This is a genomic window from Acinetobacter pittii ANC 4050 (assembly GCF_000399685.1).
GTDB classification, from domain to species: domain Bacteria; phylum Pseudomonadota; class Gammaproteobacteria; order Pseudomonadales; family Moraxellaceae; genus Acinetobacter; species Acinetobacter pittii_E.
Genome location: NZ_KB976987.1, coordinates 2,440,949 through 2,459,338, shown reverse-complemented (window position 1 = coordinate 2,459,338; position 18,390 = coordinate 2,440,949). Strand labels below are relative to the sequence as shown.

The following is an 18,390-nucleotide window of genomic DNA, read 5'->3' as shown; positions in this document are numbered from 1 at the left end:
AGAGCTATGATTAGCGACAACTTGTTATTTACGTCCTGACGTAGGAGACAGCGTCTTTTGCAAACCTTGCGAGCGTCAAAATGTGGTTTGTCCACAGCCCAACTTCCTTCTTCGATTTTAGATGTGATCGATAGCCTGACCAAAGCAGGCTATGAAGCTTATATTGTTGGGGGTGGTGTCCGTGATTTAATGCTAGGGCTTAATCCTAAAGATTTCGATGCAGTCACTAATGCAACACCTTCCCAAATTAAAGAAGTTTTTGGTCGACGTTGTCGAATCATTGGCCGTCGATTTGAATTAGCACATGTCTATTCAGGGCGTGAGCTCATTGAAGTTGCAACTTTCCGTGCTCCTCCTAAAAAAGCTGTCACCAGTGCCTCGGGCATGATTTTACGTGACAATAATTGGGGAACTATCGAACAAGACTTTGCTCGCCGTGACTTTTCTATCAATACGCTATATTACCAACCGCGTAAGAGTATTGTGCTCGATTTCTGCAAAGCCATTGACGATGTAAAAAATAAAACTCTACGTTTATTAGGTGACCCAGCACAGCGTTTTGAAGAAGACCCAGTGCGTATGCTGCGAACATTACGTTTTGCAGCCAAATTAAATTTCAAAATTGATTCAAATATTCTCGATATATTTGATGCAGAGATGACGCAGTTACTGCGTGATGTTTCTCCGCATCGTTTATATGATGAATCGCAGAAGCTTTTTACAATGGGGCATTTGGCACGTGTTTTGCCAATGTTGATTGAGTTTGGAGTCTGGAAACAACTCTTTGCTGATATTCAGCCGAATCTCACACCATTTATTTTAAGAGCAGCAAAGAATACAGATCAACGTATTCAAGTTGGTAAAACAATTAATCCGGCGTTTTTCTATGCGGTCTTATTGTGGCAACCATTTTTAGAACGTTGTGAATTTTATTTATCTAAAGGTGTTGTACCCGCTGAAGCACGTGCACAGGCAGGTTTAGATGTATTAAAGCGTCAGGCAACACGCACAGTGATTCCTCGTTTTGCAGAAACTTTTATTCGTGAAGTTTGGGAAATGCAGACTCGTTTGCTTAATCCAAAACCTCAGCAAATAGAAGCATTGGCAGGACATGCACGTTTCCGTGCTGGTTTTGACTTCTTGTTACTTCGTGAAAAGTCAGGTGATGACACAACACAAGGAATGGGAAGCTGGTGGGAAGCCTACCAAGAAATGTCGAATGACGAAAAAGAAGCTGCGATTAGCCAATACAATCGTCAGAAAGCTAAAAGTCGTCGTAAAGCTGCTACCGAATCTGTTGAAAACAATAAAGTTGAAACGGAAATCGAGCCTTTGGTTGATGTTCCGGAACCACGTAGTCGTCGTGGAAAAAAAGAACGTACTCGACAAGACCAATCGATGGGGCGTTTTATTGAAAAAGCCACTGCTTCAGACGCAGGCGGGACGATGAATGATCATCCGATTTTGAAGCGTAAGCGAGTACAACGCGATTTAAGCCAAGTGATTTTTGGGCCAACGCAATGACAACGAAGACTTATATTGGTTTAGGTAGTAATTTGGGCGATTCGCGCCAAATTTTATCTGAAGCCATTGCTAAGCTTAAAACTTTAGGTGCGGTGAAAGTTTCTAGACTTTATCAAAGCCCACCTATGGGGCCTCAAGATCAACCAAATTATTTAAATGCTGTAGCCGAGTTAAATACAGATCTCACGCCTTTAGATTTATTAGACCAGTTGCAGCGATTTGAGCAAGAAGCTGGTCGTGTGCGTCTTCGTCGTTGGGGCGAGCGTACTTTAGATCTGGATTTGCTGATATATGGCAATGAAAAAATTCAAAATGAGCGCTTAACAGTGCCGCACATTGGAATTTTAGAACGAGATTTCGTTGTAATTCCTTTATTAGATTTAGATGCTGATTTACATATTGATGATCAGCCACTTAAAAATTTAGAACTCTTACAGCAGCCAACGCTGACTGTACTTGCTGATGAGTCTTGGGCTTAAAGTCTGACTTATTACGTTCTGCAAACTCCTGTAGAGGATACCATCATGATTAGTCTAAGTGACTTAAGAAAATTTAAAGCCGAAGGACGTAAGTTCTCTTGCCTAACTTGTTACGATGCGAGTATGGCAAAAGCAATGGAACTTGCTGAAATTGATACTATCTTAATTGGTGATTCTCTTGGAATGGCAATTCAAGGTCGTGACTCAACTTTACCTGTAACTGTTGAAGACATGGCTTATCATACGGCAGCAGTTCGTCGTGGTAACCAACATGCCTTAATTATGACTGACTTGCCATTTATGAGTTATGCGACTTTAAATGATGCTTTGCAAAACGCAAGAACAGTCATGCAAGCTGGCGCTCAAATGATCAAAATTGAAGGCGGTGCATGGTTAAGTGAGACCGTACAGGTTTTAACCCGTAATGGCGTACCTGTTTGCGTACATTTAGGCTTAACCCCTCAATCTGTACACGTATTTGGTGGATATAAATTACAAGCTAAAACACGTGAAACAGCAGATCAGCTTATTGCCGACTGTACAGCTGTGGTTGAGGCTGGCGCAGCAGTTCTATTGCTTGAATGTGTACCTGCTCAGTTGGGACAAGAAATTGCTGAACTATTCCCGAATACGCCTGTAATTGGTATTGGTGCGGGTAATGCGACTGATGGTCAGGTACTTGTAGTACAAGACATGCTGGGTTTAACTTTTGGTCGAGTTGCGCGTTTTGTTCGTAACTTTATGAAAGAACAATCTGGTGAAACTGCCATTTTAGATGCATTTAAAGCTTTTCACGCTGCTGTGCAGGATCAATCATTCCCTGCCAAAGAACATACTTTCCACGTTGAGCTGTAATTCATGAAAACAGAAACCACCATACAAGGTCTTGCAGCGTCTTTAAATCCTGCTAGAGCTGCGCGTAAAATTATTGGTTTTGTCCCAACTATGGGAAATCTACATGAAGGACATCTCACACTTGTTCGTGAAGCGAAAAAGTTATGTGATGTTGTCGTTGTTAGCATCTTCGTAAATCCAACTCAATTTGGACCGGGTGAAGATTTTGATAACTATCCTCGTACTTTAGAGCAAGATAGCCGCCTATTGGCCGATGTCGGCTGTGACATTATTTTTGCGCCGTCGGTTGAGCAAATGTACGGTACTCAGCCTCGTTTAACCAACATAAGTGTCAGCCAAATTACGGATGATTTATGTGGTAGCTCGCGTCCAGGACATTTTGATGGCGTAGCGTTGGTGGTCACCAAACTTTTTAATATTGTACAGCCTAACTATGCTTTCTTTGGTCAAAAAGATTATCAACAGTTAGCAGTTATTCGTCAGTTTGTACAAGACTTAAATATCCCTTTAGAAGTCATTGGCGTGCCAATTGTTCGTGCAGCAGATGGCTTGGCCCTTAGCTCAAGAAATGGTTATTTAAGCCCTGAACAACGTCAAGTCGCTCCGGTTATTTATCAAAGTTTAAAGCAAGCTGAACAACAGTTACATCAAGGTAAAGTTCTACAACAAGTTTTAGAAGATATTAAAACTCAGTTGACAGATAATGGCTTTGTTGTGGATTATGTCGAAGCTCGTCAGTCAAATCTGTTACCTGCTGCTCAGTTTGATCGTGATATTGTGTTGTTTGTCGCGGCAAAATTGGGTGCAACTCGTTTGATTGATAATTTAGAAGTTGCCTTTACACCCCAATAAACAGATCAAAGGACAGCCATGCCATGAAGCGTATACTTATCGTGACAGGACAGTCTGGTTCAGGAAAATCTTCAGCTCTCCAAGTATTAGAAGATTTGGGCTATTACTGTATTGATAATTTGCCTTTGGCATTGCTGCCTGAAATTGTGGCAAAGCTAGATCATGAAAATAACCTAGAGCAATTGGCATTAGGTGTGGATGTTCGAAGTACTCGTGCAGACATGCAAGAGTTTGATCATGTTTTTGAGCAACTACAAAAACATGGCACGGTTGATGTGATTTATCTCACTACCCAAGATCAGGATTTGATTGCACGTTTTAGTGCATCACGTCGTCCACATCCATTGGCTAATCGTTTTAAAAGTCTGTTGCAATGTATCCATGAAGAAAAGCAGTTGCTGCTCCCAATTCAGTTCCGTGCCACGGTTCATATTGATACAACAGATAAAAGTGTTCATGATTTAAAGCATATTTTACTGTCTAAATTGGGCCAGTCAGATAAGCTTATTGTCATATTGCAGTCATTTGGATATAAACATGGCATTCCTTTAGATGCTGATTATGTTTTTGATGTACGGCATTTACCAAATCCGCATTGGGATTTAGAATTAAGACGTTTTTCTGGTTTGGATGAGCCAGTAAGGCTATTTTTAGAAGCAAGTCCGCAAGCAAACGAAATGTTTGACGATATTCTTCACTTCTTAAAAAAATGGCTTCCAGCATTTGCTGAAGGACATCGTCACTATATGACGATTTCTATTGGTTGCACTGGGGGCCAACATCGTTCCGTTTATATCGTAGATAGACTAAAACAAGCACTTGAGGCAGAATGGTCTGTTCAGGTCTTACACAGAGAAATGAAGCACTGGTCATGATAGACACAACTGTTGATGTAATTAATAAACTCGGTTTACATGCTCGTGCATCAGGAAAACTGATAGAGGTCACTACAAAATTTCGTTCGTCGATCCAAATTGGAAAAGGCGATCATTTAGTAGATGCAAAAAATATTATGTCTTTGCTGATGTTAGGTGCAGGTAAAGGGACCACTTTGCGATTGGTCATTGATGGTACCGACGAAGAGCAAGCATTAAATGAAGTACAGGCGTTATTCGCCGCAAAATTTTATGAGGCAGATTAATCGTGGCACGTCGTCCCCAACGTTATACTGAAGAAGATTTTGGCTCTTTAGAAGGACGTGCAAGTAAGACAGAACAGAAAAAAGCAGTTCAACGTATGGCTGCTTTAGGCGAGCAGTTAGCACAACTTTCTATTAAACAGATTCAAAAACTCCCAGTAGATGAACGTTTAATTGATGCGTTAATGGAAGTACAGAACATTAGTTCTTTTGAAGCTCGTCGTCGTCAGTTTCAACGTATTGGTAAATTATTGCGCAATGAAGATGAGACCGTTATTTTGTCTTATTTAACTCCGCAGCAAGGCGCAAAAAAGCAGGCTCAATTGATGCGTTGGGTTGATCGTATGATCGAACAAGGCGATCCTGCAATTAATGAATTTAGCAAAATTTATAATGCCTCAGAGCGTCACACATTGCGTCAGCATGTGTTGAGAATCAAGCGTGATAAAAGTCAAGAAGTGAGTGAAGCAGAGCTTGAAGCATCAAAAGGTAAATTTGTTAACTATGTGCAGCAAATTGCCCTATTGTCTGATCAAGGCTAATTGCTCTTCAATAGTAAAAAAGCGACGCCTTGAGCGTCGCTTTTTTATTTATATATTTTCAGCTCGTTCTTTTGCCCATTCGCGCAAAATGAATTTCTGTAATTTACCTGTCGATGTTTTTGGAATTTCAGTAATAACCACATCTTTAGGTACTTTAAAGCGCGCTAACTCTTTTTGGCAATGTGCAATAATTTCTTCAGGTGTTGCCGTAGCACCCATCTTTAACTCAATAAACGCACAGGGTACTTCTTGCCAACGCGCATCGGGTTTAGCAACAACTGCAGCGGTTAAAACAGCAGGATGTTTATATAAAACATCTTCTACTTCTAAAGATGAAATATTTTCTCCACCAGAAATAATGATGTCTTTTGAACGATCAGTAATTTTTGCATAACCATCTGGATGACAAACAGCTAAGTCGCCGGTATGGAACCATCCACCTGCAAATGCTTCTTGAGTTGCTTGAGGATTCTTTAAATAACCTTTCATGACAATATTGCCACGGAACATAATTTCTCCCATGGTTTGTCCATCATTCGGGACAGGCTGCATTGTCTCGGGATCTAACACACGCATACTATCTTGTAATGGGTAGGGTACACCTTGGCGCGAATGAAGCTGGGCTTGTTCAGCAATTGATAGCTCATTCCATCCAGATTGCGAAGCACATAAAGCAGAAGGCCCATAAGTTTCTGTTAGGCCATATACGTGGTTTACGTTAATCCCCATGTTACGCATGCCTTCAATAATGGCAACAGGAGGAGCTGCTCCAGCCACCATAACTTCAACATGATGATCAAAGCTGGTTTGTTTTTCTTTAGGTAAATTAAGAATCATTGAAAGAACAATAGGTGCACCACAGAAATAATCAACTTTATGTGCGGCAATCAATTGCATGACTAATTCTGGATCGACTTTGCGTAAACAAATATTAGTTCCACCACTTGCTGCTATGCTCCATGCAAAACACCAGCCATTACAATGAAAGAGCGGCAGTGTCCATAAGTACACAGCACGCGGTTTCATTCCGCAAGCGAGAATATTACTTGCAGCATTAAGATAAGCCCCACGATGATGATAGACCACACCTTTAGGATTGCCTGTAGTTCCTGAGGTGTAATTTAAGCTAATCGCATCCCATTCATCTTCTGGTAAATGCCAAGAGAAGTTAATGTCGCCTTGAGCGATCCATTCTTCATATTCAAAAGAACCTAAAAACTGGTTTTCACCTTCGTATTCTGTATCAGCTACATCAATCACAATAATGTGTTGGTTAGGAATCAGTGAGAGGGCTTCTCTTGCCAAATTTACAAATTCAGGGTCAACCAACAGTACTTTACTTTCTGCATGTTCCAACATGAAAGCGATTGTTTTTGCATCTAAACGTGTATTGAGGGTGTTGAGTACCGCACCAGCCATAGGAACTGCAAAATGCGCTTCAATCATGGCTGGAATATTTGGCAATAAGACAGATACAGTATCATTTTTTTCAATTCCCAATTGCTTGAGCTGAGATGCAAATTGGCAACAACGTTGGTAGGTTTCTTTCCATGAAATTTGGCGCTTACCATGAATAATCGAAGCTTGATCTGGATAAATATAAGCTGCACGCTCTAAGTAGCGTAGAGGGGATAACGCAACAAAGTTTGCCGGTGTACGCGGTAACTCATCATAAGCACTAACCATGTGAAACAACTCCGTGTTCTATTTTTAATTCATTCTTTGAAAATATGATTTAATATTCATCAAAGCATTTATGCTTTAGTCTTAAAGGGCGATACCTTCCAGTCAAAAAATGAGCAAAAATGCTATTTTCTTCATCTTAAACCACTTGTGCTAAATATATTTAAAAATCGCCCCAATATATTTTTTAAGTCATTTATTGCTGTTTACCTGATAAGCAAAATGTATTTATGATTTTATGGGCTCAAAGGTTTTCACATTGCTTGAACAAGTGTAAAATCTTTCAGGTTTTTTAACTTTGATTTACACCGTTTTTATATTTTGAGGTTCGCCTCGATCATAATCTCGCGGTGAAATGCTCCTTCGTATAGGGCATCACTCCTTAAGGATTTTTTTATGCCAATTATCACATTGCCAAATGGCGATCAAAAGAGTTTTGATCACGCTGTATCTGTTATGGAAGTTGCCCAAAGTATCGGGCCTGGTCTAGCAAAAAATACTGTTGCTGGCCGTGTAAATGATCGCTTAGTTGATGCATGTGACTTAATTACCGAAGATTCGACCTTACAAATTATCACTCCAAAAGATGAGGAAGGTCTTGAAATTATTCGCCATTCTTGTGCACACCTTGTAGGGCATGCTGTGAAACAGCTTTTCCCTGAAGCCAAGATGGTGATTGGTCCAGTCATTGAAGAAGGTTTTTACTACGACATCTGGATGCCACGTCCTTTTACATTAGACGATATGGCAGCTATCGAAGAGCGCATGAAAAAGCTCATTGATCAAGATTACGATGTCGTTAAAAAAATGACACCACGTGATGAAGTTATTGCTGAATTTACTGCGCGTGGCGAAGAATACAAATTACGCTTGATTGCAGACATGCCTGAAGAAAAACAAATGGGCTTGTACTACCATCAAGATTATTTGGATATGTGTCGTGGTCCACACGTACCGAATACCAAATTCTTAAAATCATTCAAGCTCACTAAAATCTCTGGTGCATACTGGCGTGGTGATGCGAAGAACGAACAGCTTCAACGTATTTATGGTACAGCTTGGGCAGACAAGAAACAGCTCGCTGCCTACATCAAACGTATCGAAGAAGCTGAAAAGCGTGACCATCGTAAAATTGGTAAAGCTTTAGACTTGTTCCATATGCAAGAAGAAGCACCGGGTATGGTGTTCTGGCATCCAAATGGCTGGACTATTTACCAAGTACTTGAACAATACATGCGTAAAGTTCAGCAAGACAATGGTTACCTTGAGATTAAGACACCACAAATCGTAGACTTTACATTGTGGGAAAAATCAGGTCATGCGGCGAACTACGCAGACAACATGTTTACGACTCATTCTGAAAATCGTAACTATGCGGTTAAGCCAATGAACTGTCCATGTCACGTGCAAGTGTTCAACCAAGGTTTGAAGTCTTACCGTGATTTACCAATTCGTTTGGCAGAGTTTGGTTCTTGTCATCGTAATGAACCATCAGGTTCTTTACACGGTATTATGCGTGTACGTGGCTTTACACAAGATGACGCCCATATCTTCTGTACTAAAGAACAGATCGGTCAGGAAGTTGCAGACTTTATTAAACTGACTTTAGATGTTTATAAAGATTTTGGCTTTGAAGAAGTGCAAATGAAACTTTCTACACGTCCAGAAAAACGTGTGGGTGATGATGCGCTTTGGGATATGGCTGAAAAATCTTTAGCAGATGCTTTAGATGCAGCGGGTCTAGAATGGGAATTACAACCAGGCGAAGGCGCGTTCTACGGTCCGAAAATTGAATTCTCATTGAAAGACTGTCTCGGACGTGTATGGCAATGTGGTACTATTCAGTGTGACTTCAACTTACCAGAACGTTTAGATGCGTCTTATGTGACTGAAGACAATGATCGTGATCAGCCTGTAATGTTGCATCGTGCAATTCTTGGCAGTTTTGAGCGTTTTATTGGTATACTAATTGAACACTACGCTGGTTTCATGCCACCTTGGTTGTCGCCGTTACAAGCATGTGTCATGAATATTACGGATTCTCAAGCTGAAGCTTGTGAGAACGTCGTAGCAAAACTCAAAGAAAATGGCCTTCGTGCTATTTCTGACTTGAGAAATGAAAAAATCGGATTTAAGATTCGTGAGCGTACTCTAGAGCGTATTCCTTACCTGTTAGTTCTTGGTGACCGAGAGGTTGAAGAAGGTACAGTGAATGTGCGTACCCGCTCAGGAAAAAATTTAGGTACTATGTCAGTAGATGCATTCATTGACTTAGTGAAGTCTGCCGTCGCCGAACGTGGCCGGTATATTGTGGAGTAAGAAAGATTAAACAGCCTGACCGTAACCAACAACAAGGTGCAAAAAGCAACCGTCCAGCAATTAACGACGAGATCCGTGCAAAAGAAGTACGCCTCGTTGGTGCTGACGGTGAGCAAAAAGGAATTGTTTCATTAAATGAAGCACTGCGCGCTGCTGAAGAGGCAGATCTTGACCTAGTTGAGATCGTTGCAAACGCCGAGCCGCCTGTTTGTAAAATTATGGATTACAACAAGCACTTGTTTGACCTTAAGCAGAAGCAAAAAGATGCGAAGAAAAAACAGCATCAAGTGCAAGTGAAGGAAATCAAACTGCGCCCTGCAACTGATGTTGGTGATTATCAAGTTAAGCTTCGTGCTATTTTGAAATTCCTTGAAGAAGGAAACAAAGTGAAAATCACTTTACGTTTCCGTGGTCGTGAAATGGCTCACCAACAACTTGGCTTAGCTCAATTACAAAAGATTGAAGCTGATGTTGCTGAGTTTGGGGTTGTGGAACAAGCACCTAAAATGGAAGGCCGTCAAATGGGTATGTTACTTGGACCGAAAAAGAAAAAGTAATACTCAAAAAAAGCACTGCAAAAGCAGTGCTTTTTTATAACCTTATCATAATAAAAAAAGATGATTTAACTTTTATCTATTCAGTTTGATTTAAGACAGTTGCTATATTTTGAAAGAAATTCAATTCTTGAATTTTATGTATTTTTTAGTGTTGGAAATCTCATCGTCCCTCTTAAAACATGCTATAACGCAAGACGCAGTCATGATAACGATGAATAGGAAAATAGAATGATTGATCTATATTATTGGGGAACTCCCAATGGACATAAAATCACAATTGCCTTAGAAGAAATGGGGCTGGATTACACTCTTTACCCAATCAATATTTTAGAAAATGATCAATTTCAACCAGATTTTCTGAGAATTTCTCCCAATAATAAAATTCCTGCGATTGTTGACCAAGATGGACCTCGTGGTGAGCCAATTTCAATATTTGAATCAGGCGCTATCTTGCAATATTTAGGTCGGAAAACCGGATTATTTTATCCAACTGATGAGCAAGAGCGAGTTGAAGTTGAACAATGGCTCATGTGGCAAATGGGTGGACTAGGACCTATGCTTGGGCAGAATCATCATTTCAATCGTTTTGCCCCAGAAAAAATCCCATACGCGATAGACCGTTATGTAAATGAGACTAAACGTTTATATGGCGTATTAAACAAACAGCTTATTGGTCAGAAGTTTGTTGCTGGTGAATACTCGATTGCTGACATGGCAATTTTACCTTGGATCTTGCGCTATGAATGGCAGGGTATTCAATTAGAAGATTATCCTTATGTACAAGAATATGTTGTACGTTTAACGGCACGTCCTGCGGTACAAAAAGCATTATCTATTAAAGTAGCCTGATTTTTGTCTGGATTTAATAAATGTTTAAAGCAAAAAATTATTTGGTGTAATGAGTTGTGCTAAGTTACTTTTTGCTGTTCTTGAGCGCTTTTGGCGCAGCCACATTGTTGCCTTTGCAGTCCGAAGCGGTCTTGGCAACCTTGTTGCTAAAAGATCAACATGCGGCTGTGCTATTAATAAGTGTTGCTACTCTAGGTAATGTGTTAGGTTCTTGCGTAAATTGGTGGCTAGGCCTAAAAATAGAGCAATTTAAACATCGTAAGTGGTTTCCGGTTTCTGAAAAGCGTTTAGAACAAGCTCAACGCTTTTATCATAAATATGGTTTTTATTCGCTGTTTTTAAGTTGGACCCCTGTGATTGGAGACCCAATTACTTTAGTTTCGGGTTTACTCAAAGAAAATTTTTGGCGTTTTTTAATTATCGTTTTGATTGCTAAAGCAGGGCGTTATATCTTTATTTATTGGGTAATTACAGATTTTATTTAAAATAAAAGCATCCGAAGATGCTTAAATTAAAACGAATTCATTAGTCTTCTGAGCTTTTTGTAATATCGACTTTAAATAAATCATTGGTTTTTAGCCAACAGAAAGTAACAACGACTAAAGTCATACAACCACCAAAAATAGTTGCTGTAATCGTTCCCAAATATTTTGCTGCCAAACCTGACTCAAATGCGCCAAGCTCATTACTTGATGAGACGAACATCCCGTTTACAGCAGCAACGCGACCACGCATATTTTCTGGCGGGAAAATTTGCAAAATAGTTTGTCTAACTACAACCGAAATACTGTCACAAGCGCCCGTCATTGCCAGTGCAAATAGAGATAACCACATATTTTTCGAAAAGGCGAATAAAATAGTGAATACTCCAAAACCGGCTACGGCAAGTAACATGTTACGCCATGCATGCTGAGTTGGTGGGAAGCGAGTCAAAGCAATCATAGTGACGAGAGCGCCAATAGAGGGTGCAGCACGCAAATATCCAAGTCCTTCTGGACCAACTTTTAAGATATCTTCTGCAAAAATTGGTAGTAATGCGATGACCCCACCAAATAAAACAGAAGCTAAATCAAGAGAAATCGCCCAAAGAACAATTTTAGTTTTCCAGATAAAGCGGAAACCATCCCCTAAACTTTCTAAAACATTCGAAGTTTCAATTTTAGGAAAACTACGCTTATGCAATAAATTAATTAATATAAAACAAATGCCCAGTAACGTAGCAACACTAAATAGACTTGTTTCTCGGCCTAAATAGGCCAGCATAAAACCACCAAGCATAGGCCCGATAATTACACCACTTTGCCAACCAATTGTCGTCCATGTTGCACCATTTGCATACAGCTCACGGGGAATTAAAAATGGCTTTAAAGACGTTGCAGAAGGATTATAAAAACCACGAATTGTACCCAAACCAAAAATGACTGCATAAATCCCCCAAGAAAGAAAATTTACGCTGATATGTCCTAAGCCATGTAAATGGAAAAGTAACCATAAAATTAAAGGAAGAGGAACCGAGAAAAATAAACAGATTTTCATAATAATCTGTTTATTAAACCTATCTGCAAAATAGCCACCCCAAAGGGAAAGAGCAATAAAAGGGATGGCTTCTGCAAGTCCGATTAAACCTAGAGTCAGTGGGTCTTTGGTGATTTGATATAGTGAATAGGCAACAATAATTTCTTGAATCAAAATTGCTAATGTTAAGCAAAATTGATTAATGGTAACAATTGAGAAATCTCTATAGCGTAAGGCGGCAAATGCATCATGTTTCTGCATTGGGAATATCGTATGTTGATAATTTGATCGTATTATAAATGGAAAAAAGTATAGGTGCTTTATTTATTATTGATATGGCTGCCATAGTTGAAATCGAGAAAGTCTTTCTTTGCACTCATAAAAACAGTAACTAATAGTTTTAATTTTAGTCAGCATGCTATAAAATACGCGCTTCCTTACCTGCAGGTCGATTTTGCAATGGTGCAATCGCGCCGAACAGGTGCCTAAAAGAGGTTACTATGGCTAAGTTAAAAACTCGCCGTGGTGCAGCTAAACGCTTCAAAGCGACTGCAAACGGTTTTAAGCGTAAACAAGCGTTCAAGCGCCACATCTTGACCAAAAAATCTGCTAAACGTATCCGTCAATTACGCGGCTGTGTAATGGTTCATGTTTCTGACATGAATTCAGTTCGTCGTATGTGCCCATACATCTAAGGAGATTATAAATGGCTCGTGTAAAACGTGGTGTAGTGGCTCATCGTCGTCACAAAAAAATTCTTGCTCGCGCTAAAGGTTACTATGGTGCTCGTTCACGCGTTTACCGCGTAGCGTTCCAAGCGGTAATCAAAGCTGGTCAATACGCTTACCGTGACCGCCGTCAAAAGAAACGTCAATTCCGTGCTCTATGGATTGCGCGTATCAATGCTGGTGCTCGTCAAAACGGGTTGTCTTACAGCCGTATGATCGATGGCTTGAAAAAAGCTCAAGTGATCATCGACCGTCGCGTATTAGCTGACATCGCTATGCATGATGCAGTAGCATTTGCTGCTTTAGCTGAAAAAGCTAAAGGCGCATTAGCTGCATAAGCTTAGAGATTCAAAGAAAGACCGCTTTTTAGCGGTCTTTTTTATTGTTTATTTAAAGCCCAAAATAATAAGCTAAAGCACAAATAATAATGGTTAAAATAATGAGTTTAATAACGCCTGAACCAGTGCCTTTATGGTGGTGCGATTTCAAATGTTGTGGATTTTCATTTGATTGCTCAAATGGAGATGCTTTAATTACAGGCACCATCTGTGCAGTCTGATAATGGTTGGCAACTTTTACAATAAGCTTGGCAAACAAATCATCAGTTTTTTGTGTAAAGTTTCTTAAATTGATGAGTTGCTCTTGGTCTAGTTCTTCTCCTAAAGGATCATTTCCAAGGCGTTTTTTTTGTTCTAAATAATCAGCTAATGCTTGTGTACGGGACAAAAGCTGATGAGCATAATCTGCGGGATAACTCTCAGGAATTAGAGCAAGTTTTGGCTCTAAGCTTTTAGTATTTGTTCCATCAAAAAGAGTATTTTGAAGTTCTGGTTCCTCAAAGCCTGTCGCATATTTGCTACGGAATAACTCACTCTCCATAAAGTCGGCTATTTCTTGCCATGGTGGATTTTTTAGATCAGCTTCAATTTTTTTTGATAATTTCTCATTTAATTCAAAACGCCAGAATGTCTCTAGGCGTAATTCACAGGTTTGTGAGGAAGGAGCTTCGAACTCGTTATCATTGTTATACCATTCGGCAAGTTCATGGCCAAAAATCCATGCAAACTTCTTATCATTTTGATGACTCACAATAAAATGTGTATAGGGTAAGAGTTCGACGTTACTGTTTGGATTTTGCTCTTCATTGAGAAGGCTTGATAAATGTAAGCTAAGCTTGAGGGTGCTTTGTTTTTTTAATGCTTCTAGCCAAACTTGGAAATGTTGAGCCAATAAATGCTGTGAAGTTAAGTCACGAAACTGAAAACTATGATGGTCGAAAATATGATGTTGTCGCCATTGGTTAAAGCTTAAATTCTGACGGAGGTATTCATTACCATATGTCACAAGCGTAAGTTGTTGTTTCCAAATCTGATTAAGCGCCATAATAGTTGATCTCATTGACGATGCTATTATCTTATACGTTTTATCTTTTTGTTGCCTAATACATTTTTCATGATGGATAAACTTCATCAATTCGATGAAAAACTGTTAGAATGCAGTGTTTTATTATATTTTTTAAATTTGTTGCTTTGAGAGTTAATATGTCACTGGAAGCCCTGACCACAGAAGCGCTTGCTGCCATTGCAGCAGCTCAAGACCTTGTTGCACTTGATCAGGTACGTGTGCAATTTACAGGGAAAAAAAGCCAGCTTGCAGAACAATCGAAAGCATTAGGGAAAATGGACCCTGAAGAACGCAAAGTACAAGGTGCTGCGATTCATGCTGTTCGAGAAACAATTAATACTGCATTAACAGAACGTCAAGCGGCATTACAACAGGCAGCACTTGCACAAAAGCTAGCAAGTGAAACGATTGATATTACATTGCCGGGCCGTGGTCAACGTATTGGTACAGTTCATCCTGTTACTCAGGTACAAGAGCGAATTTGTCAGTTCTTCACTAAAGCTGGCTTTACTGTTGCGACTGGTCCAGAAGTTGAAGATGACTATCACAATTTTGAAGCATTAAATATTCCTGGTCACCATCCAGCACGTGCGATGCACGATACATTCTACTTTGATGCTACTCATTTACTACGTACGCATACCTCTGGGGTGCAGATTCGTACAATGGAAACAAGTGAGCCACCGATTCGTATCGTATGTCCAGGCCGTGTTTATCGTTGCGATTCAGATCAAACGCATTCGCCAATGTTCCATCAGATTGAAGGTTTATACGTTGCTGAGAATACAAGCTTTGCTGAATTAAAAGGTTTATTGATTAACCTGCTTAATGAATTTTTTGAAAAAGATTTAAAGGTTCGTTTCCGTCCATCTTATTTCCCATTTACTGAGCCAAGTGCAGAAGTAGATATTATGGATGAACGTGGCCGTTGGTTAGAGGTTTTAGGCTGTGGCATGGTACATCCAAATGTATTACGTGCTGCGGGTATTGATCCTGATAAATACAAAGGCTTTGCTTTTGGTTTAGGGGTAGAGCGTTTTGCAATGTTGCGTTATGGCATTAATGACTTACGTATGTTCTACCAAAATGATGTGCGTTTCTTACGCCAATTTGCCTAACAGTTTTTCAGGATTAAAAAAGGTTTATAAAGATGAAGATTAGCGAAAATTGGCTACGTACGTGGGTTAACCCAGCAATTGATAGCGAGACATTGTCTGATCAGTTGACTATGCTTGGTCTTGAAGTTGATGAACTCGCGCCTGTTGCAAAGCCATTTACTGGTGTCGTGGTTGGTGAAGTTTTAACAGTTGAGCAGCATCCAGATGCAGATCGTTTGCGTGTAACAACAGTTAATATTAGTTCAGGTGAGCCTTTACAAATCGTATGTGGTGCACCGAATGTTCGTGCTGGCATGAAAGCTCCAGTTGCAACGATTGGTGCTGTATTACCTGGCGATTTTAAAATCAAAAAAGGTAAACTTCGCGGAGTTGAGTCACAAGGCATGCTTTGTGGGGCTTCTGAAATTGATCTTGAAGATAAAATTGATGGTTTGCTTGAGTTACCTGCCGATGCTCCGGTAGGGGCAAACATCCGTGAATATCTAAAACTTGATGATAACGTTATCGATATCAGTATTACACCAAACCGTGGTGATTGCTTCAGTATTCGTGGAATTGCACGTGAAATTGCAGTGATTAACCAACTGCAAATGAATGAGCCTGAAATCAAATCGGTTGATGCGACAATCACTGATGAGAAAAAAGTAGTCATCAGCACAGATGGTGCTCCACGCTACTTAGGACGAGTAGTTAAAAACGTTAATGTAAAAGCTGCAACGCCAGAGTGGATGGAACAGGTTTTAGCACGTTCAGGAATTCGTACTCATAGTATTTTAGTTGATGTAACCAACTACGTCCTCATGGAATTGGGTCAACCAATGCATGCTTTCGATCTAGCTAAAATCGAAGGAACTGTACAAGTTCGTCAAGCTAAGCCGCAGGAAAAACTACAGCTTTTAAATGATCAAGAAGTTGAATTACAAGAAGATATAATGGTTATTGCTGATGACCAGAAAGCTTTGGCAATTGCCGGAATTATGGGTGGTCTAGCATCTAGTGTAACCGATGATACAACTGACATTTTCTTAGAAAGTGCTTTCTTTGCGCCACTTGCTATTGCTGGACGTGCTCGCCGTTTTGGTTTACACACAGATTCTTCGCAGCGTTATGAACGCGGTGTGGATTTTGAATTACCGTTAATTGCAATGAATCGTGCTTCTCAGCTTATTCAAGAATTGGCGGGCGGTGAGTTTGGCCCAATTACTGTAGCTGAAAAAACTGATCTACTTCCTAAACGTGAAGCAATTGAATTGAAACAAGCTCAGGTAGACCAATTGTTGGGATATCAAGTTGCGGGTGAGTTCATTGCAGATGCTTTAACTCGACTAGGCTGTAAAGTAACTGTTAAAGCTGAAGGTGAGTGGAGTGTAGTTCCTCCATCATATCGCTATGATATGGCTATTTATCAAGACCTAATTGAAGAAGTAGCGCGTATTGATGGTTATGACAATATCCAAATTAGTTTACCAACTATGGATGTTAAATTAGCTAAATACCAAGACCGCTTTGAAATTACAGAGTTACGTCAAACTATCGTAAGTTTGGGTTATCAAGAAGCAATTAGCTTTAGCTTTGCCGATGCAAAACTTGAAAAGCAATTAAACCCACAAGTAAATCCATTAATGCTAGCAAATCCAATTTCAAGTGATTTGGCTGCGATGCGTAGTACTTTGCTTTCAAGTTTAATTCCTTGCGTACAATATAATATTAACCGTCAGCAAAGTCGTGTTCGCTTCTTTGAATTAGGGCTACGTTTTGATTATCAAAATGCTAAAAGTATTGAAGATCTAAAGCAGATTCCAACTTTAGCTTTGGTTGCAGTAGGTTCACAACAACCTGAATCTTGGCATGTTAAGCCGCAGCCAATGGATTTCTTCGACTTCAAAGGAGAGATTGAAGAGATTTTAGCTGCTGGTCGTGTCAAAGTTGAATATGTGCGTTCAGAGCGTGCATGGTTGCATCCAGGACAGTCTGCTGAAATTTTAGTTGATGGACAATCAATTGGTTACTTAGGTCGTCTGCATCCATCTTTAGAAAATGAGCTAGATTTGAGCACAACTTGGGTTGCTGAACTTGATCAAACTGCCGTTTTGCAATCTTATGTATCTAATTTTACAGAATTATCACGTTTTCCTTCGATCAGACGTGATATTGCGCTTTTAATCTCTGATAATATAAATGTTAGAGATATTCAGCAGTTAATCGAAAAAACTGGTGGAGAGCTTTTAGACTCTACATGGTTATTCGATGTGTATACGGGGCAGGGTGTCGAAGAAGGTAAACGCTCATTAGCGTTTGCTTTATTATGGCAACATCCTTCACGTACGCTTGAAGATGCTGAAATTAAATCTGGTATGGACAATATAATCCACGTGTTGGAAAACACTTATCAAGCGACATTGAGGGCCTCATGACAGCATTAACTAAAGCAGACATGGCTGATCATTTAAGTGAGTTAACCAGCTTAAATCGCCGTGAAGCAAAACAAATGGTCGAGTTGTTCTTCGACGAAATTAGCCAAGCGCTTATTGCAGGAGAGCAAGTTAAGCTTTCTGGTTTTGGTAATTTCGAATTAAGAGATAAACGCGAACGTCCTGGACGTAATCCTAAAACAGGCGAGGAAATTCCGATTTCTGCGCGCCGTGTAGTTACCTTCAGAGCGGGTCAGAAGTTTAGACAGCGCGTTGGAAATGAGCAGATCGATTGATCTGCTTTTTTATATTTATATTTTAGATAGCTTTATATAATTTTATTTGGCAGCAACATAGGGCTATTTAATATTGGAAAATCAAAAATTAGACGTAAAAAAAGAGGACAAAATGTCCTC

The 18,390-nt window shown here is 39.8% G+C and carries 19 protein-coding genes and 1 pseudogene; 17 read left to right on the top strand and 3 right to left on the bottom strand.

The window, feature by feature from the left end; genetic code table 11:
• The first annotated feature begins 57 nt into the window (after window positions 1-57).
• The 7 genes from pcnB to yjgA are packed head-to-tail and all read left to right on the top strand — an operon-like array spanning window position 58 to window position 5,390.
• The gene (gene pcnB, locus F931_RS15340; RefSeq protein ID WP_016142182.1) at window positions 58-1,524 is read left to right on the top strand and encodes a polynucleotide adenylyltransferase PcnB; all 1,467 of its coding nucleotides are present in this window, start codon (window positions 58-60) and stop codon (window positions 1,522-1,524) included.
• A complete protein-coding gene (gene folK / locus F931_RS15335; protein ID WP_016142181.1) occupies window positions 1,521-2,003 on the top strand; it encodes a 2-amino-4-hydroxy-6-hydroxymethyldihydropteridine diphosphokinase in 483 nt (160 codons plus the stop codon). Before pcnB ends, folK begins: the two co-directional genes overlap by 4 nt.
• Window positions 2,004-2,048: 45 nt before the next feature.
• Window positions 2,049-2,858 carry a 3-methyl-2-oxobutanoate hydroxymethyltransferase gene (panB, locus tag F931_RS15330; RefSeq protein ID WP_016142180.1) on the top strand — a complete coding sequence of 270 codons (810 nt, stop codon included), beginning with the start codon at window positions 2,049-2,051 and terminating at the stop codon, window positions 2,856-2,858.
• A 3-nt stretch (window positions 2,859-2,861) separates the two neighbouring features.
• A complete protein-coding gene (gene panC / locus F931_RS15325; protein ID WP_016142179.1) occupies window positions 2,862-3,710 on the top strand; it encodes a pantoate--beta-alanine ligase in 849 nt (282 codons plus the stop codon).
• Window positions 3,711-3,733: 23 nt separating this feature from the next.
• Window positions 3,734-4,585, top strand: coding sequence for an RNase adapter RapZ (rapZ, locus tag F931_RS15320; protein ID WP_002117179.1), 852 nt, complete (start codon window positions 3,734-3,736; stop codon window positions 4,583-4,585).
• On the top strand, window positions 4,582-4,851 hold the full coding sequence (locus F931_RS15315; RefSeq protein WP_000567533.1) for an HPr family phosphocarrier protein: 270 nt from the start codon (window positions 4,582-4,584) through the stop codon (window positions 4,849-4,851). The genes rapZ and F931_RS15315 overlap by 4 nt, the downstream gene beginning before the upstream one ends.
• A gap of 2 nt (window positions 4,852-4,853) precedes the next feature.
• On the top strand, window positions 4,854-5,390 hold the full coding sequence (yjgA, locus tag F931_RS15310; protein WP_016142178.1) for a ribosome biogenesis factor YjgA: 537 nt from the start codon (window positions 4,854-4,856) through the stop codon (window positions 5,388-5,390).
• A gap of 48 nt (window positions 5,391-5,438) precedes the next feature.
• On the opposite strand, the gene alkK is transcribed toward yjgA, so the two are convergent.
• Window positions 5,439-7,076: an acyl-CoA synthetase gene (gene alkK / locus F931_RS15305; RefSeq protein WP_016142177.1), complete on the bottom strand. Its 1,638-nt coding sequence runs from the start codon at window positions 7,074-7,076 to the stop codon at window positions 5,439-5,441.
• Window positions 7,077-7,469: 393 nt separating this feature from the next.
• On the opposite strand from alkK, the gene thrS reads away from it, so the two are divergent.
• The 4 genes from thrS to F931_RS15290 all read left to right on the top strand — a co-directional run bounded on the left by thrS (window position 7,470) and on the right by F931_RS15290 (window position 11,283).
• Window positions 7,470-9,392: a threonine--tRNA ligase gene (thrS, locus tag F931_RS15300; protein WP_016142176.1), complete on the top strand. Its 1,923-nt coding sequence runs from the start codon at window positions 7,470-7,472 to the stop codon at window positions 9,390-9,392.
• A gap of 5 nt (window positions 9,393-9,397) precedes the next feature.
• Window positions 9,398-9,949: a translation initiation factor IF-3 gene (gene infC / locus F931_RS0103910; protein ID WP_075383312.1), complete on the top strand. Its 552-nt coding sequence runs from the start codon at window positions 9,398-9,400 to the stop codon at window positions 9,947-9,949.
• Between the two features lie 228 nt (window positions 9,950-10,177).
• Window positions 10,178-10,798: a glutathione S-transferase N-terminal domain-containing protein gene (gene yfcG / locus F931_RS15295; RefSeq protein WP_016142175.1), complete on the top strand. Its 621-nt coding sequence runs from the start codon at window positions 10,178-10,180 to the stop codon at window positions 10,796-10,798.
• A 56-nt stretch (window positions 10,799-10,854) separates the two neighbouring features.
• Window positions 10,855-11,283, top strand: a complete 429-nt coding sequence (locus F931_RS15290; protein ID WP_016142174.1) for a YqaA family protein — start codon at window positions 10,855-10,857, stop codon at window positions 11,281-11,283.
• 40 nt (window positions 11,284-11,323) lie between these two features.
• On the opposite strand, the gene nreB is transcribed toward F931_RS15290, so the two are convergent.
• Window positions 11,324-12,574: a nickel resistance MFS transporter NreB gene (gene nreB / locus F931_RS15285; RefSeq protein ID WP_016142173.1), complete on the bottom strand. Its 1,251-nt coding sequence runs from the start codon at window positions 12,572-12,574 to the stop codon at window positions 11,324-11,326.
• A gap of 38 nt (window positions 12,575-12,612) precedes the next feature.
• Here nreB and F931_RS22200 point away from each other — a divergent pair.
• The 3 genes and pseudogenes from F931_RS22200 to rplT all read left to right on the top strand — a co-directional run bounded on the left by F931_RS22200 (window position 12,613) and on the right by rplT (window position 13,379).
• A pseudogene (locus F931_RS22200) lies at window positions 12,613-12,802 on the top strand (hypothetical protein).
• Window positions 12,803-12,813: 11 nt separating this feature from the next.
• Complete coding sequence (rpmI, locus tag F931_RS15280) at window positions 12,814-13,008, top strand: 50S ribosomal protein L35 (RefSeq protein WP_002054552.1); 195 nt, start codon at window positions 12,814-12,816, stop codon at window positions 13,006-13,008.
• A gap of 11 nt (window positions 13,009-13,019) precedes the next feature.
• Window positions 13,020-13,379, top strand: a complete 360-nt coding sequence (rplT, locus tag F931_RS15275) for a 50S ribosomal protein L20 (protein ID WP_000124858.1) — start codon at window positions 13,020-13,022, stop codon at window positions 13,377-13,379.
• A 52-nt stretch (window positions 13,380-13,431) separates the two neighbouring features.
• Here rplT and F931_RS15270 read toward each other — a convergent pair whose 3' ends face one another.
• Entirely contained in the window at window positions 13,432-14,424 is a 993-nt protein-coding gene (locus tag F931_RS15270; RefSeq protein ID WP_016142172.1) for a hypothetical protein, read from the bottom strand.
• A 158-nt stretch (window positions 14,425-14,582) separates the two neighbouring features.
• Between F931_RS15270 and pheS the strand changes: the two genes are divergently transcribed.
• The 3 genes from pheS to himA are packed head-to-tail and all read left to right on the top strand — an operon-like array spanning window position 14,583 to window position 18,270.
• On the top strand, window positions 14,583-15,563 hold the full coding sequence (gene pheS / locus F931_RS15265) for a phenylalanine--tRNA ligase subunit alpha (protein ID WP_002117277.1): 981 nt from the start codon (window positions 14,583-14,585) through the stop codon (window positions 15,561-15,563).
• Window positions 15,564-15,595: 32 nt separating this feature from the next.
• Window positions 15,596-17,977, top strand: a complete 2,382-nt coding sequence (gene pheT / locus F931_RS15260) for a phenylalanine--tRNA ligase subunit beta (protein WP_016142171.1) — start codon at window positions 15,596-15,598, stop codon at window positions 17,975-17,977.
• The gene (himA, locus tag F931_RS15255; protein WP_000126166.1) at window positions 17,974-18,270 is read left to right on the top strand and encodes an integration host factor subunit alpha; all 297 of its coding nucleotides are present in this window, start codon (window positions 17,974-17,976) and stop codon (window positions 18,268-18,270) included. Before pheT ends, himA begins: the two co-directional genes overlap by 4 nt.
• Window positions 18,271-18,390 lie beyond the last annotated feature (120 nt).